Raw genomic sequence first — 14,334 nt, 5'->3', positions numbered from 1 at the left:
GGCACTATAGACCTCGGCCGGAGTGGCTGCAAGGAAAATGTAGTGCAGCTAACGATATGACATTTTAAGCATTTTCAATAAAAAGATAATCTGTCAGTTCAATTGGAGCGCCCTCATCGGCGTTTCCCGCTGTGTCGGACGGTGTTTTCTCCTTGGCGTCATATTCGTAAGCCAGTCTATCCAAGAGATTTTCAAGCTCCCGCAAGTCGTTGTAATACGATGCAATGCGTATGTCGCACCCTTGCCAGGCATCTTTGGGAATCCAAAAAGGAAATGGCTTTTTATCATCTATCTGCTTGCGTAGCGATTCCGGGAGAGGTCGAAGATCATCAAGCATTGTAACTCCTTGGCTGCTCATGTGACGGGTTTCCGGCATTTCTTTCCGGTTTGGTGCAGATGTAGCAAGGAGCGCGCCACGCGGTGTGAAGTAGTATCGAGGTATGAAATTTTTTGCCTTGCCAGCTTGAGCAGAGAGGATTTAGCAGGTAAGGTCTTGGATTAGGGAGCACCGGTAGCGTTATAAACGCTGCCGGCGACTTTGCGCGGGCAGCTTGTGGCCTGCTCGCGTCCAACCTCAATAGAACGTAACGCTCTGAAAAAATGCGTTATTCTTTCAGGAGACTGCATTATATGATGCCGACAAGCACAACCGACGTCATTCGCGCACCTTTTGCCGCCTTACCCCTTGCCGTTTTTTTTTCCGTCTGTTTATTGCTGGCCGGGCTGTGTACCCCCATGCATGCATGGAGCGCCAAGCAAAACGTATACGACAAAGTGAACGAAGCCGTGAAAGCCCAATCCGAGGGCAATACCGGTCACGCGTTTCAGCTCTATAACGACATCATTAATTCCGGGGATTTGAATTCAGATCCCAACATTTTGGCCTACATCTACAACAACCGCGCCGTCATTCAGCTTTCGCGCGGCAATGAAGGCATGGCCTTTGCCGATTTCGAAAAGGCTTTGGAACTCAGGCCGGACCCCACTGCATATTATAACCGTGCCTTGCTGCTTTCCGAACGCGGACGCCAGCAGGAAGCCCTGGCCGACCTGGACAAGGCAATCGAACTGCATCCTAAATACTCCAAGGCTTTTGAACAGCGTGGGTATCTGCGGCTCGATATGGGCGACAGCAAAGGGGGGCGCAGTGACCTGCGCATGGCTGAGGCATTGCGTATGAAAATAGAATTCCTCGACCTGCTGGATGCTGTGCGCATTACCGGCAAAAGTGCTCCCGGCGGCCAGCCCGGGCGTGAAAGCATGCGTGTGGAGTAAGCGGTGCCCCTGGTCAAATGTCCTGATTGCAACCGTGAGGTGTCTGACAAGGCGCCTCACTGCATTCATTGCGGCTGCCCCAAACCTGGGGAAGCGCGCAAAACGCCCCCTGCTGCCCCGCCACCCAAGAGACCCAAGCCTGATGTGGTCATAACACTGCTGGGCGCAGTGTTGCTGGCTGTCGGATTGGGGTGTCTGGTCGGGGGAATGCCGGGATATTCCGGTCTGGCGCTCTTAGGGGGGGTGGTGGCCGTGCTTACCGGCGGCATCTGGAGCTGGTTGAAGCGCGACTAAGCTGTTTATTCCATGAGAATCAGGAGCTCTGCATGAAAAGTTTTCGCAAGGAACTGTGGTTCGACGTGCCTACGCGCCGCGCTTTCATCAACATCACCCCCAAAGTGGAAGAATGCCTGCGGGAAAGCGGTGTGCGCGAAGGGCTGGTGCTGGTGAACGCCATGCACATCACCGCCAGCGTGTTTATCAATGATGACGAGTCCGGTCTGCACCACGATTATGAGGTCTGGCTGGAAAAGCTCGCCCCGCATGAGCCTGTCTCCCAGTATCGCCACAACGTGGGCGAGGACAATGCCGATGCGCACATGAAACGCCAGGTCATGGGGCGTGAGGTTGTTGTCGCCATTACGGAAGGACGGCTGGACTTTGGCACCTGGGAGCAGATTTTTTATGGTGAGTTTGACGGCCGTCGCCGTAAGCGCGTGCTCGTCAAGATAATCGGCGAGTAATGTTTTTTCTGGCCTGGGGATGTCGATTAAAAAGGTAGAAAATTTTGCTTGCCCCGTGTCGATTCCGTGAGTACGCATGGTAACCTCATGCGAAATCCTCTGAAGCAAACAACTCCGTTGCAGTCGGACCTTACCCAGGGATCCATTGCGCCCCTTGTGCGCCAACTGGCAGTGCCGGCGAGCACGGGGTTCTTTTTTTCCACCATGTACAACGTGGTGGACACCTGGTTCGCGGGGATGATCTCCACGGACGCAGTGGCAGCGTTATCTTTGAGTTTTTCCCCTTTTTTTCTGATTGTTTCCATGGGCGGCGGGCTGTCTGCAGGGGGAACTGCCCTGATGGGCACCGCCCTGGGCGCTAAAGACGAGCGCAAGGCCTCGCTTTTCGCTATGCAGGGGCTGGTCTTCGGATTACTGGCCAGTCTGTTGATTACGCTGCTGGGGCTGCTTGTTTCCCCTGCTTTGTTTCGCTTTCTGGGCGCAGAAGAAGGGTATTTGGCAACCTGCATGGAGTACATGAACACCATTTTCGGTGGGGCCATTTTCTTTTTGCTGGTGCACATGTTCAACAGTGTGCTCAATGCCCGCGGCGATACCCGCAGCTTTCGCAATTTTCTTATCATTGGTTTTATTCTGAACTGCGTGCTGGACCCCTGGTTTGTATTTGGGGGGATGGGGCTGCCGGCCATGGGTGTGCGCGGCATAGCCCTGGCCACGGTTCTGGTGCAGTGCATCGGCAGTATCTATATGGGGCGCCGGGCGTGGAAGACCGGGCTTTTGCGGTTACACTCATGGCGCGATCTGGTGCCGCGGTTCACGCCTTTTCGCGATATTGCCAGACAAGGGCTGCCATCGAGCATGAACTACTTCACCATAGGTTTGGGGATTTTCGTCATCACCTACTATGTGAGCCAGTTCGGCAAGGCCCCTGTGGCTGCCTATGGAATAGGCACACGGGTGATCCAGATTGCGCTTATGCCTGCCATAGGCCTGAATATCGCTGCATTGGCGCTGGCTGCGCAGAATGCGGGGGCGTTGCGCTTTGAACGGGTGCACGCGGCCCTTGCCACCTGCCTGCGCTATGGCGCCTGGATCACGGCCGGGGGGATGGTGTTTGTACTTTTGCTGGCCGGGCAATTGATGGGTTTTTTCAGTGACGACCCTGCAGTGGTCGAAGCCGGCGCAGTCTATCTGCGCATAGACGGGCTGGCCCTGTACGGCTATGTGGCGCTCATGGTTTGTGTTTCCACGCTACAGGGGCTCAAGCGCCCCATGTTTGGTGTCTGGATAGGCATTTTTCGGCAATTTGTTGCACCGGTGGCTGTATTCCAGCTACTCATCTTTCTTGGCAGCGGACTGACAGGAATATGGTGGGGCATTTGCTCCATCGTCTGGTCTACCGCTGTCTTTGCCTTTTTCTACACGCGTTGGAAGCTTGCCCGGATAGAACAGGCGAAGTTGGCGGCGGAACCCGGCGGCAATGCATAACGCAGTGCAATGCGCCTTGTCAGGGATTCTCGCTCAGGAAGGTCTGTGGGAAGGGGCACTACAAATGCGACAAGGCGCCTTCGTTGGCAAAGAAGACCCGTGGTCCCTCTTCACCTGATTTATTGGGAGGGGGGGTGCCCGCAGCCGGAGGCGGTGAGCCGTCCGTGAGCACCATGCGGTACCCAAAGGATACATAAAGCTGGCTGCTTTGGCCGATATCGTCGGGGGAGATCACGAACTCAACGGGGATGCCGCTGTTTATCAGCTCTGGCGTGTAGTCCCGGGGCAAGAGAACCTGGACATCCTTGGCCAGCACGCGCCCCAGAGAATCGCTGAGGTAGACCGCGAACCAAAGTTCGTCAATATGCGCCCCCCATTCGGGAAGGGCCGTCGCAATGGGATAGGCCTGAACACGGATTCCGTAACTGTCCTGCGTCGTCACCGGCTGATAGCTGAATCGCCAAAATTCCAGCGCCAAGGTTTGTTCTGCATTGGGGATCCAGGGTTGGCGTTCCAGATGGCGCACGTTGAGATGTGAGCAACCGGCAGTTGCTGCAAGGAGAAGGCCCCCCAAGAGGGCGAATATGGCGTGACGGGGAATCATGATCTGAGTTGCAGGTGTATCACCCTCACCGCTGGAGTCAAGATACTGTGTTGCCATGCGCTGTATGATGTTTGGGGCGATTCGATTGTGATTTACCTTTGGTGGCAATAAGCATAAAGGTTCCACATGATAAAACGCTGGCTTCGCAGACAGTTGGATAACCTACCGTATTTGACGGCTGCCCTGGCCCTGGCATTGGGTTTTTTTACGTACTATTGCGCAAAACAGGCCTGGCAGGATCAGTTTGAACTGCGTCCGTTGATGCTTGCCAGTGAGGATTGGCCCCATACCCTGGGTGTGGTTGTTTCGCACTGGGTGGAGGAGGATGTGTCAGGTCGCTTTTCGCACACCCCTGTCACCTATTATTATGGACACCCCGAGTATATTTTCAGGGTGGATGGGCATGAGTACAGCTATGATCGTGTTTGCCCGGAAGGTCAAAATTGCGGGCTGGGGTATGACCGGGAATCTGCCGACAATTTTCTCGCCATATTTCCGGTGGGCGCGAAGGTTACGGTGTATTATGACCCTGATTTGACGCCAGAAATGGCAGCCCACGCCAAAGAAGAGGACGATGGGCGCATTTGGGCGCTATTGCGCCCCGGCTATGGCGCATGGGTTGATGACTCCATTGCCAAATATTGGACATGGAGCGGCGCAAGCGCCCTGCTGACAGTGCTGCTGCTGGTGTATACGGTGCGCAATGCGCCGGAGTTCAAGGATGAACCAAAAGACGATGCTGAGGCTTGAGCCGCTTCAGAAGCGCGGCGGCCCGTAAACCAGCATCTCGGAAAGTGTCATCTGCACCTTGGCGGGGCGTTGCTTCTTGCCTGCAACCCTTGTCAAATGCTCCATCTCCAAATTCGCCAGTTCACGATACAACGGTGTGCGGTCCATGATCGGGGGCGTTTCCTGGTCTTCCACCGCTGCCTGAAAACGGAAGCACCCTGGGTAGGCGGCAAGCTGCCCGTCCTTGCCGGGGAAGGTGTGAGCAACGCCATGCAAACGGCAGATCATCAGCCTGTGATTGTATAGCTGGCACAGGCCATCATCGTTCAAGGGACACATCACGCGGGGGCGCAGTCCCTGAGAGAGTGCGAAATTGCATTGCTCCACGTTTTCCTGAGCGCGCCGCACAAAATACTCTTGCCGCTCCTTGGGCAATTCCAACATGCCGCGCCAGAGGTAAGACCACTCCACATACGTGTGATGCTGAAAGTAGCTTACACAGCAATTCTGCTCGCACCCCTGGCAGGAAAACCCGGCAGCGCCGGCGGTTGCTCGATACTGCCTGTCCATATCATCATAAAGGGCGGCCAAACGTTTGAACAAGCCCTGTTTGCGCTTGGATTGCTTCACTCTGCCTCCTGAAGCCAGGCCAGAATCTGCTCCACGCAGTCTTCCGGCGAAATATCGTCTGTATGAATGACCTTGGTTGCCGCCTTGGCGTACAGTGGAGCGCGTTCTGCATGCAGCATGGCCAGGGTCTGCCCAGGAGCCATGGCCAGCCCGCGCTGGTCCAGGTCGTCGATGCGGCGCTCGATGGTCTCGCTTGTCGCATCCAGATGGATAACCGGACCAAGGGCGCGCAGTTTTTCCACCGCACTGGATCCGTAGACCACGCTGCCGCCAGTGGAAATGACGCATCGCTTGGCGCCCAGGTTCGCCACCACAGTTTCTTCGGCCTGTAAAAAATCCTGCAAGCCCAGCGCATCAAAGATGCTTTGCAAGGGCTTGCCATAATACGCTTCGAGCAGCCTGTCCGTATCCAGATGCGGCCAGTCCAGCCGCAGGGCCAGTTGCCGACCAACAGTGGATTTACCCACACCGGCCATACCGATAAGGGAGATGCACCCTCCGTCGGCAATTTTCAAAGGATGGGGGTGAAGGCTGGAAGCATCCGGATTCTGACACGCTGGCATAGAGATAAAGGATACATCGAAGCGCAAGGGGGCGCAATGTGTTGCTTTTGGGGAGGGGGGAGCCGAAGTACCTTACCCTTGAATATTGTAGCAGAAATGGGTATTAGCTTATTATTGCAGGAAATCCGTATTCGCTGCCTTTAGACATGGAAATTGACGACCATGAGTGAAAACAATAATCGGTGCCACACCAATGGGCTCAGCCCGCTGATAGTCAGCAGTATCATCGAGAGCATGGCCCTTGGACTTATGGTCATCGATCCTGCTGGCAAAATAGTGGTGGCCAATCAGGCCCTGGCCGATATCTTGGGATACTCCGTACCCACCATGCTCAGCAAAGGGTGGGGGCCGCTGTTTATCGACAACGAACAGAACCTGGACTTCAACCAGGTTTTCATAGACGTCATCTGGAATGAACAGCAGAATCTGCAGCGCACTGTTCCCTATGAACGGCCGGATGGAACAATCCGCACCGTGAGCATGACCACGTCGTACCTCAAGGCCGAGGACTCCATGGAAGGCATTGTGCTGTTGGTGGAAGACGTAACTCAGCGTGAAGAATTGCTCAGGCGAGAGCGCGACATGATGCAGGATATGAACGAACTGCAGGTCGAGCGTAGTGAAGGGTTGAGTAAGCTGGCGCTTTCCGTGGCGCACCAGATACGCAACCCCATGATGACAATTGGCGGCTTTGCCAACTTGATGCAGAAGACCGCCTCCTTGCCGGAACGCGATGTGGAGTATCTTGGCATCATCCGAGAGGAACTGGGCAAACTGGAGGGCATTGTCAGCGCTGTGGCCGATTACGCCGGCGTGGGCAACCCGCAGCGTGAAAGCCTGCAGACAGGCAAAGTGCTGGAGCATGCGCTGGACAAGCTGATGCGTCGCGGGTCTGAGACGCTGTCGGGGTTTGATCCGCAAAAGGTGGCGCTGGATTACGAGGATTGCGTCTTCGAGGCCGATCTGGAAAAGATCTCCCGCGCCATGGTGGAATTGCTGGCCAATGCTGCGGACGCCACCATGCGGGGCGGTGGGGACCCTGCCAAGGTTGTGCTTTCCGCGCGTCAGGACCGCGAATATGTTGTTCTGTTAGTGACGGACAAAGGGGAGGGCATAAAGAACGAGTATAAGCCCTACATTTACGACCCTTTTTTCACCACCCGCCCTGATCGAACCGGCATGGGCCTGTGTCTGGCCAAGCGCATAGCCCTGGAACATCAGGGCGCCCTTACCGTGGAGAGCGAGGCAGGAGAGGGGGCCCGGGCAATGATCCGTATTCCACGGGTGGACCTGATGCAGGACGAGCCGTATAAAGCGTAGCTCTTCATCCTTTTTCCGTTGCCCAAGAACGCATTGCATTTTATCGTCGCGCCATACTATATTTGCACGCCATGTTTGTATTTTTCGCAAGGGCCTGCGCTATTTATTCTTTTTGGGATAGATCATGTCGGAACAGTTAATTTTACAATTAGAGACTCAGGTGGACGTGTTTCTCGCCAAGTGGACTGAGAGCATGGACCGGGCTGGATATCTGCCCTCCACCACGGCTAAGCGCGAGGATTGTATCCTTTCGTTTTTGTGGTTCATGCAGCCATTGTGGGAGAACATTCGCGCCGGTGAGCCTGTTGCCGATTTTTACGATCTGATTCAGAACGCCGGGGACAAACCAGACCTGATACTTGGCGCTGCCAGGCGGCATCGTTTCCGGGGGATCACGGCTGAAATGTTCATTGGCTGCTTCAAGACCATGGTCAAATCCATTGAAGATATGGCGCTGGAAATGGACGGCACAGCGGCGGACAAGCTCGGCGCCGTATTGATGATCCGCAACTGGGCTGATGTTTTGGAGACCAGGATCATCGGGGACTGGAGCGCCATGAGCCAGCAGGAGGCGGACGAACGCCTTGACGCGTCCAATCGTTCGCTGACGCTGGAAAAGAATAAGTACGAAAATATCCTCAGTGTGATTTCCGACCTGGTGCTGGTGGTGGATGATCGCGGCGCAGTGTTGGAAATCAACCGGGCAGTATCCGAACGATTGCAGGGCAAGGACATCATCGGCGCCCCCGTGTGGCGGGTGCTGGGGTTGGAAGTCTCCAGTATGGACGAAATGATTTTGGCCTTTTCTGCCGAGTACAGCCACGAAATCGAGACCGTATTCGCCCCCCATTATTATGAATTGCATCTGGAACCATTGAACCGGGTCAGCCTGGCCTCCAGCGATTATTTGCTGGTATTGCGTGACATCAGTACCCATGTGCATCATCGGGAAATCCTGGAAAGCACTGTGGCGGAACGCACCAAGGCCCTGGAAAAGGAAAAGGCGCAGTTGGAAGAGGTGAACATTACCATGCGCACCGTCCTCAAAACCATCGACACCGAACTACAGGAGCACAAGCGTTCCATTGCCGGTACGGTGGAAAAGGAGATCCTGCCTGCCTTGAAGCGAGCCCGGGGCGTGCAGTCCGCAGAAGCGCAGGCCGCTTACCTGGATTTGCTGGAAGACCAGCTTCTGGCCCTTTGTTCTGATGGCGGGGGGGGGCGTAATCCCCTGCTGCTGAAACTATCGCCCACGGAACTCAAGATTTGTGAATTTATTCAGGCAGGTAGCTCCTCCAAAGCCATTGCCGACGCCATGAACCTTTCTGAAGGAACTGTGCAGACGCACCGCAAGAATATCCGCAAGAAACTGAATATACAAAATAAGACTGTCAATCTGTACTCCTTTCTCCAGCACGGGGCGTGACGCTGTAGCCGCGCTTAATGGGTATGGTGGGCTACCCATTTTTTATCCACTCCTTCTCCTTCCGACTCTTCCACTTACCTTAGTATTCATACCATAGGGATAGGTGTGTCCCGCCAACCTGCAACAAAGGCGGATTGCTATGGGGTTTGACGCGTGCACGCGCGCCTTGCGTGATTTCTTTTACAGCGTTCATGGAGATGAGATGCAGGCGGCCGTGGCTGCGCTGGAGGCGGCTACGGGAAGCGCCCCTCCTGTGGTGGAAGACTGGGAAGAGGTGGAGTTTGGCTTTAACAAATTGTTTGTGGGGCCCATGGCGCCGCTGGCTCCCCCGTATGCTTCTGTCTACCTGGAGCAAGAGCCCATGCTCATGGCCTCCTCCACCATGTCGGTGCGTAGTGTCTACACGCTGTTGGGGCTGGTGGCTCCGGCGAAAAACAGTCTCCCGGACGACCATGTTTCCCTTGAACTGGATGCCTGCCTGGTCATGCGCGCCGCATTGCAGGACGCTCCCAGTGACCAGTTTCAGCCGCTATGGCGCTATTTTATCAATGATCATATGGGGCGCTGGGTTCCCTCTTTTGTGAACAAGATTCGCCATGCGCCGGATGTGCATCCGGTATTCGGTTTCGTGGCCGGACATCTTGCGCATTTGATTGAACAGGAAATCGAAGCGTTGGAACATCAGAATTGTGAGGAAGCATAGGTGTCTTTTATCTGTTTTTCAGGTGTAAAATTCCGTTTTTTAACGAGAAATGACTGTTGCATGGATACAATGGGTGGCCGCAGTTGCAGAAACTGTCGGGCAACGTCAACCGGGAGGAAGTTATGAGACCATGGAGTGACCAGGATATCGAGAGGGCCGCAAATTGTCCGGTAACGCGGCGCGGCTTTCTCAAAGGCCTGTTTGCGGCGGGTGTTGCCAGCGCCGTGCCGGCGGGGCTTCTGCGCCCTGCGCCCGTGAACGCGGGTATTGTTTATGAGGGAGGGTATCAGACATTTCGCAATGCCTGCCCACGTAACTGCTACGATACGTGCAGCATCGTCAGCTATGTGAAGGACGGCGTTCTTCAGTTCATCGAAGGCGCTCCAGAATCCACTTTTACCGATGGCGGACTCTGCGTGAAGGGGTATGCCTATACCAGACGCCCCTATAGTCCTGACCGCATCAAATACCCCATGGAGCAGCAAGGGCGTGGCAGCGGCAATTGGAAACGCCTGAGCTGGGATGAAGCCATGGACAAGATCGCCAGGAAGCTCCTAGAGATCAAAGAGAAGGACGGGTCCATGCTGGGCATGGGGCTGACCAAATATTCCGGAAATTTCGGCATCACCAACTACGGCGTGGAAGGCATGATGAGTTCCCTGGGGTACACTACCCGCCTGGTGGGAACTCCCTGCTGGCCAGCCGGCATCGACGCCCAGAACTATGACTTGGGCGAAATGTGGTGCAACGACCCCGAGGATATGGTCAATTCCCGCTACATCATGATTTGGGGCGCCAACCCGGCCTGGTGCTCGGTGCACACCATGAAATACATCTACCAGGCCAAAGAGCGGGGCGCCAAGATTTTGTGCATCGACCCCCTGCTTACCCAAACCGCAGCCAAGGCCGACGAGTACTGGCAGGTGAAGACCGGTGAAGACGGCGCCCTGGCCCTGGGCATGTGTCGCCACCTGCTGGATAAGGGCATGTACGACGCCGAATGGGTCGCGGCGAACTCCGTGGGCTTCGAAGAGTTCGCAGACTACCTGCGCAGGAATGTCACGGTTGCATGGGCCGCGGAGAAGTCGGGGATTCCGGCGGAAAAGATCGCCGGTGCGGCAGAAGACTTTGCCGCGGCAAAGCCCGCCACCATCTGGATAGGGTACGGGCTGCAACGCCATGTCAATGGCGGCGCCACGGTGCGCGCCATCGACGCCCTGGTGGCCATGACGGGGAATGTCGGCAAGACTGGCGGCGGCGCCCGCTACGGGCATTTGCGCACCTGGGGATTCAACTACCACGCCCTGGTGCAGAAGCAGCCCGAGGGGTCCAAGGGCTTTGTCGGCGCAGCGGGACCAAAGGGCGAGTTTGATTTCTCCAGCGGCGAGCAGAAGGAAATCGAATACAGCGACCGCGCATTGAACATCAACAAGACCGCCCAGGTCATTCTGGATGCGCAGGACCCGCCGGTTCGCGTCCTCTGGGTTTCCTGCAAGAATCCCTTTTCCCAGGACTTTGACCTGAACAAGATGAAAAAGGCCTTTGACAAGTTGGAGATGGTGGTCACAGTGGATCAATTCTTCAACCAGACCGTACAGCATTCAGACATAGTACTGCCCGTTACGACGCTTTTCGAGGAATGGACCATAAACGCCTCTTACTGGCACTACTGGGTTTCCATCAATGAACAGGCCATCAAGCCCATGCACGAGGCGAAATCCAACATCGAGATTGCGGCGCTTCTCTCCAAACACATGAACAAGCTCGAGCCAGGGTCCTGCACCTTTCCCACGGACATCGACACGAAAGAGTGGATGGAAAAGGAATTCAACCAGGGAGTCTACGACCTGCTGGGCATCTCCAATTGGGAAGAACTGAAAGATGGCCCCAAAAAGGCCAAGATGCACCCCGCCTCCTGGAACAATCTCGAGTTTGGCACGCCTTCCAAAAAGTATGAATTCAAGTCGGAGCTTTGCGCGGAGCACGGGCATAAGGCCTTGCCGGAATACAAGGAAGGCCGTGCGCCAACAGACAAGCTGCGGCTGCTGACGCCGCACACCAAGTTCGCCATTCACTCCCAGTTCATGAACCTGGAGTGGATGCGGGAGTTCAACCCCAAGCCCTATGTCTATCTGCACCCCAAAACCGCCAAGAGCAAGGGCGTAAGCGACGGGGATATGGTGAAGGTGACGAACGCTGTGGGCGAGCAGACATTAACCGCCAAGCTGACAAACAATGTCCCGGCCGATTGTATCCTGATGTACGAGGCCTGGTACAAGAACCTCGCCTACAACTGCAACGCCCTTGTGGACGATACATCGGCCGATATGGGCGCCTACAAGACAGGCGCTCCTGGCGTTGCCATTCACGACCAGTTCGCCGACCTGGCAAAGGCATAGGAGGAACCACATGCCAAAGCAATACGGATTTTTTATTGATACCAACAGGTGTATCGGCTGCTTCACCTGCGCCATGGCCTGTAAGAATCAATATCACCAGGAAGAGGGCGTGATCTGGCGTCAGGTCTACCCCTTGGGGGAGAGCATCTACCCCCACAGGGAGCGCGCGTTCTACTCCCTGGCCTGCAACCACTGCGAGCACCCAGCCTGTCTGGAAGTGTGCCCGGTCAAGGCTTATTACAAGCGTGAAAAGGACGGCATCGTGGTGCACGAGCAGGAAAAGTGCATAGGCTGCGGCAACTGTATCCGCTCGTGCCCGTATGGCGCCCCGCGATATAACGAGGCGCTGAAGAAGGCTGAAAAATGCAGTTTCTGCTGGCAGCGCATCGATGATGGATTGAAACCGGCCTGCGTACTGAGCTGCCCTGTGGACGCTTTGCAGATCGTAGACATGAGCGAGTTCGATGAAACCGATGTCGTCCAGTATCCTGCTGGGTTTCCCAAGTTTCCGAAACTCAACCCGTCCGTGCGGTTCAGACTGCCCAAGACACCGATATCCGTAAGGAGGGATGACGTATGAGCAGCATGGAACTTCCCCTCGTTTTCTTTACCGTCATCAGCCAGCTTGCCATAGGTATGGCCCTGGTAAGCGCCTTCAAACGTCTTGCCACATCCGGGGGCGCGGGTGTCAATGAACGCAAGGAATGGTGGGCCGTGGCGGCCGTGGTCTTTGTCGGGCTGCTGGTATCGCTGACGCACCTTGGGCACCCCCTTGGCGCGCCCAACGCCATCAAGCATTTGAGCACTGCCTGGCTTTCTCGAGAAGTGCTCGGTGTGGGTGTGTTTTTCGCTCTCACTGTGGTGACCGCCATCAGCGCCAAAAAGAGTGGCAACCCGTTGCTCATGGCGTTGTCCGCCATTGTGGGTGTGGTGACCATATTCTTTACAGGCATGACCTACGCCCCGCCGAGTTACCCGGCGATCAACAACATTCTGCCCTTTGTTTTCTTTCTGCTTACGGCCTGTATTCTGGGACCCGCTTTTGCGGTGTACTTCACGGCTGCAGAGCGCAGACCCATGCTGGCGCGGTTTTTAACCATGAGCCTGGCCATTGCGCTGGTGTTGTATCTGGTCATTCCCTGTGTCTGGCTTTCCGGCAACGAAGCCATGGTCATGACGGGAACCGCCTGGATCAGTTCTGGCCTGTACTGGTTGCGGATCATTGGCTTTTTAGCATTGCCCCTGGTCATTGTAGCGCGTTTGCGCACCGTGCCCCTGTGGTTGCCTGTGGTGCTGCTCATCGGCGAGTTGTTGGGCCGGGCCGTGTTCTTCAGCGAAACAGTGCACACGGCCGCGCTTATCGGCGGCGTGAACTGAAGAAAGTAGAATCAACGACGTGCGGGGGGAGCCTCAGGGATTCCTCCCGCGCGTTGTTGTCTGGAGCAGTTGGCTCGTAGCCATGGGGGCAGAGGGCAGCCTATGGATGCTCGCGTTTAATCTGGCCAGAGTGTGATTTTTACTCTGGATTCCCGCCTTCGTGGGAATGACAGGGGTGCATTTTCTAACGGTGATGTTGCCATGGGTTCGTAGTCGTATGGCGTTCTCCAAGAAAGCGAACTCTGCCAAAACGCAGAGATTTTGATTGCGTGTCGAAGGCAATAGCTCTCCAAGCAAAATGATATGGCGGATCGCACAGATATACCCGTGGTCAATGTCACCTGGAATCCCCTGACGGGGTGCTCCCCTGTCTCCCAGGGGTGCCGCCGGTGCTATGCGCGGGGGTTTGCCAAACGTCTGGCCGGGCGCTACGGCTATCCAGTAAACGAGCCGTTCCGCCCTTTGCTGCATAAGGGGCGATTGGGGCAGCCACAAAGCTGGAAAACGCCCCGGAATATTTTTGTTTGCTCCATGGGGGATATCTTTCATAAAGAGCACCCCCGTGATGCGGTGGACCTGGTGTTTCAGGCCATGGCGTCTGCCCCGTGGCATATGTACACGGTGTTGACCAAACGTCCAGAAATCATGGCGGAATACCTGGCATACATGCGGGCGCGCAACCCGGAGCGCTTTGCAGCTCTGACGCCGCGACTATGGCTGGGTGTGAGCGTGGAGAACCAGGCAATGGCGGAAGAACGTTTGCCCTTGCTGTTGGAGCACTGGCCAGGGGTGCGCGTTGCCTGCTGTGAACCGCTGTTGGAAAAAGTGAACCTGTCCTCCTGGATTAGGGCGCTCGGCTGGGTGATTACCGGGGGGGAGACCGGGCCTGGCGGGCAGGAGGCGGACCCGGAGCATGTGCGCTTTTTACGGGATCAGTGCCTGGAGGAAGGTGTACCGCTGTATTTCAAGCAATGGGGCGGCCGGAACAACAAACATACCCCCAATATCCTGGACGGCCGGGCTTGGGAGCAACTGCCCCCGGAATCTGTGATGCGCAGGAAATAAAGGCTGAGGATA

At 55.9% G+C, this 14,334-nt stretch carries 16 protein-coding genes; 12 read left to right on the top strand and 4 right to left on the bottom strand.

Features of this window, described 5'->3' with window-relative positions:
• Positions 1-64: 64 nt before the first annotated feature.
• Positions 65-337 carry a hypothetical protein gene (locus ACZ5EH_RS21875; protein WP_464275975.1) on the bottom strand — a complete coding sequence of 91 codons (273 nt, stop codon included), beginning with the start codon at positions 335-337 and terminating at the stop codon, positions 65-67.
• A 293-nt stretch (positions 338-630) separates the two neighbouring features.
• Here ACZ5EH_RS21875 and ACZ5EH_RS21870 point away from each other — a divergent pair, with 293 nt between their 5' ends.
• From ACZ5EH_RS21870 to ACZ5EH_RS21855, 4 genes are all read left to right on the top strand, one after another.
• Positions 631-1,275: a tetratricopeptide repeat protein gene (locus ACZ5EH_RS21870; protein ID WP_464275974.1), complete on the top strand. Its 645-nt coding sequence runs from the start codon at positions 631-633 to the stop codon at positions 1,273-1,275.
• A 3-nt stretch (positions 1,276-1,278) separates the two neighbouring features.
• On the top strand, positions 1,279-1,569 hold the full coding sequence (locus tag ACZ5EH_RS21865; protein WP_464275973.1) for a hypothetical protein: 291 nt from the start codon (positions 1,279-1,281) through the stop codon (positions 1,567-1,569).
• Between the two features lie 32 nt (positions 1,570-1,601).
• Positions 1,602-2,018, top strand: coding sequence for a secondary thiamine-phosphate synthase enzyme YjbQ (locus tag ACZ5EH_RS21860; protein WP_464275972.1), 417 nt, complete (start codon positions 1,602-1,604; stop codon positions 2,016-2,018).
• A gap of 87 nt (positions 2,019-2,105) precedes the next feature.
• Positions 2,106-3,506: an MATE family efflux transporter gene (locus ACZ5EH_RS21855; RefSeq protein WP_464275971.1), complete on the top strand. Its 1,401-nt coding sequence runs from the start codon at positions 2,106-2,108 to the stop codon at positions 3,504-3,506.
• A 58-nt stretch (positions 3,507-3,564) separates the two neighbouring features.
• On the opposite strand, the gene ACZ5EH_RS21850 is transcribed toward ACZ5EH_RS21855, so the two are convergent.
• Positions 3,565-4,167, bottom strand: coding sequence for a hypothetical protein (locus ACZ5EH_RS21850; protein WP_464275970.1), 603 nt, complete (start codon positions 4,165-4,167; stop codon positions 3,565-3,567).
• 69 nt (positions 4,168-4,236) lie between these two features.
• Here ACZ5EH_RS21850 and ACZ5EH_RS21845 point away from each other — a divergent pair, with 69 nt between their 5' ends.
• On the top strand, positions 4,237-4,860 hold the full coding sequence (locus ACZ5EH_RS21845; protein ID WP_464275969.1) for a DUF3592 domain-containing protein: 624 nt from the start codon (positions 4,237-4,239) through the stop codon (positions 4,858-4,860).
• Between the two features lie 6 nt (positions 4,861-4,866).
• On the opposite strand, the gene ACZ5EH_RS21840 is transcribed toward ACZ5EH_RS21845, so the two are convergent.
• Positions 4,867-5,469: a hypothetical protein gene (locus ACZ5EH_RS21840; RefSeq protein ID WP_464275968.1), complete on the bottom strand. Its 603-nt coding sequence runs from the start codon at positions 5,467-5,469 to the stop codon at positions 4,867-4,869.
• Entirely contained in the window at positions 5,466-6,032 is a 567-nt protein-coding gene (thrB, locus tag ACZ5EH_RS21835; RefSeq protein ID WP_464275967.1) for a homoserine kinase, read from the bottom strand. Before thrB ends, ACZ5EH_RS21840 begins: the two co-directional genes overlap by 4 nt.
• 162 nt (positions 6,033-6,194) lie before the next feature.
• Here thrB and ACZ5EH_RS21830 point away from each other — a divergent pair, with 162 nt between their 5' ends.
• The 7 genes from ACZ5EH_RS21830 (at position 6,195) to ACZ5EH_RS21800 (ending at position 14,322) form a co-directional block, all read left to right on the top strand.
• Positions 6,195-7,352 (top strand): two-component system sensor histidine kinase NtrB, encoded by a 1,158-nt coding sequence (locus ACZ5EH_RS21830; protein ID WP_464275966.1) that lies wholly within the window; start codon positions 6,195-6,197, stop codon positions 7,350-7,352.
• Between the two features lie 124 nt (positions 7,353-7,476).
• Entirely contained in the window at positions 7,477-8,778 is a 1,302-nt protein-coding gene (locus ACZ5EH_RS21825) for a helix-turn-helix transcriptional regulator (protein WP_464275965.1), read from the top strand.
• 139 nt (positions 8,779-8,917) lie between these two features.
• A complete protein-coding gene (locus tag ACZ5EH_RS21820) occupies positions 8,918-9,481 on the top strand; it encodes a TorD/DmsD family molecular chaperone (protein ID WP_464275964.1) in 564 nt (187 codons plus the stop codon).
• A 122-nt stretch (positions 9,482-9,603) separates the two neighbouring features.
• Positions 9,604-11,880, top strand: coding sequence for a molybdopterin-dependent oxidoreductase (locus tag ACZ5EH_RS21815; RefSeq protein ID WP_464275963.1), 2,277 nt, complete (start codon positions 9,604-9,606; stop codon positions 11,878-11,880).
• A gap of 10 nt (positions 11,881-11,890) precedes the next feature.
• Positions 11,891-12,460, top strand: coding sequence for a 4Fe-4S dicluster domain-containing protein (locus tag ACZ5EH_RS21810; protein ID WP_464275962.1), 570 nt, complete (start codon positions 11,891-11,893; stop codon positions 12,458-12,460).
• Complete coding sequence (locus ACZ5EH_RS21805) at positions 12,457-13,257, top strand: dimethyl sulfoxide reductase anchor subunit family protein (protein WP_464275961.1); 801 nt, start codon at positions 12,457-12,459, stop codon at positions 13,255-13,257. The genes ACZ5EH_RS21810 and ACZ5EH_RS21805 overlap by 4 nt, the downstream gene beginning before the upstream one ends.
• Positions 13,258-13,560: 303 nt before the next feature.
• Positions 13,561-14,322, top strand: a complete 762-nt coding sequence (locus ACZ5EH_RS21800) for a DUF5131 family protein (protein ID WP_464275960.1) — start codon at positions 13,561-13,563, stop codon at positions 14,320-14,322.
• Positions 14,323-14,334: the final 12 nt, after the last annotated feature.

The organism is Desulfovibrio biadhensis (assembly GCF_055388615.1).
Note: the sequence above shows the minus strand (reverse complement) of the source record. Positions and strands in the feature narration are given on the sequence as shown.

Bases quoted from the DNA above. Each gene is read 5' to 3' on its own strand.
- ACZ5EH_RS21875 (WP_464275975.1), bottom strand. From the start codon at position 337: ATGCTTGATGATCTTCGACCTCTCCCGGAATCGCTACGCAAGCAGATA.
- ACZ5EH_RS21870 (WP_464275974.1), top strand. From the start codon at position 631: ATGATGCCGACAAGCACAACCGACGTCATTCGCGCACCTTTTGCCGCC.
- ACZ5EH_RS21860 (WP_464275972.1), top strand. From the start codon at position 1,602: ATGAAAAGTTTTCGCAAGGAACTGTGGTTCGACGTGCCTACGCGCCGC.
- ACZ5EH_RS21855 (WP_464275971.1), top strand. From the start codon at position 2,106: ATGCGAAATCCTCTGAAGCAAACAACTCCGTTGCAGTCGGACCTTACC.
- ACZ5EH_RS21850 (WP_464275970.1), bottom strand. From the start codon at position 4,167: ATGGCAACACAGTATCTTGACTCCAGCGGTGAGGGTGATACACCTGCA.
- ACZ5EH_RS21845 (WP_464275969.1), top strand. From the start codon at position 4,237: ATGATAAAACGCTGGCTTCGCAGACAGTTGGATAACCTACCGTATTTG.
- thrB (WP_464275967.1), bottom strand. From the start codon at position 6,032: ATGCCAGCGTGTCAGAATCCGGATGCTTCCAGCCTTCACCCCCATCCT.
- ACZ5EH_RS21830 (WP_464275966.1), top strand. From the start codon at position 6,195: ATGAGTGAAAACAATAATCGGTGCCACACCAATGGGCTCAGCCCGCTG.
- ACZ5EH_RS21825 (WP_464275965.1), top strand. From the start codon at position 7,477: ATGTCGGAACAGTTAATTTTACAATTAGAGACTCAGGTGGACGTGTTT.
- ACZ5EH_RS21820 (WP_464275964.1), top strand. From the start codon at position 8,918: ATGGGGTTTGACGCGTGCACGCGCGCCTTGCGTGATTTCTTTTACAGC.
- ACZ5EH_RS21815 (WP_464275963.1), top strand. From the start codon at position 9,604: ATGAGACCATGGAGTGACCAGGATATCGAGAGGGCCGCAAATTGTCCG.
- ACZ5EH_RS21810 (WP_464275962.1), top strand. From the start codon at position 11,891: ATGCCAAAGCAATACGGATTTTTTATTGATACCAACAGGTGTATCGGC.
- ACZ5EH_RS21805 (WP_464275961.1), top strand. From the start codon at position 12,457: ATGAGCAGCATGGAACTTCCCCTCGTTTTCTTTACCGTCATCAGCCAG.
- ACZ5EH_RS21800 (WP_464275960.1), top strand. From the start codon at position 13,561: ATGGCGGATCGCACAGATATACCCGTGGTCAATGTCACCTGGAATCCC.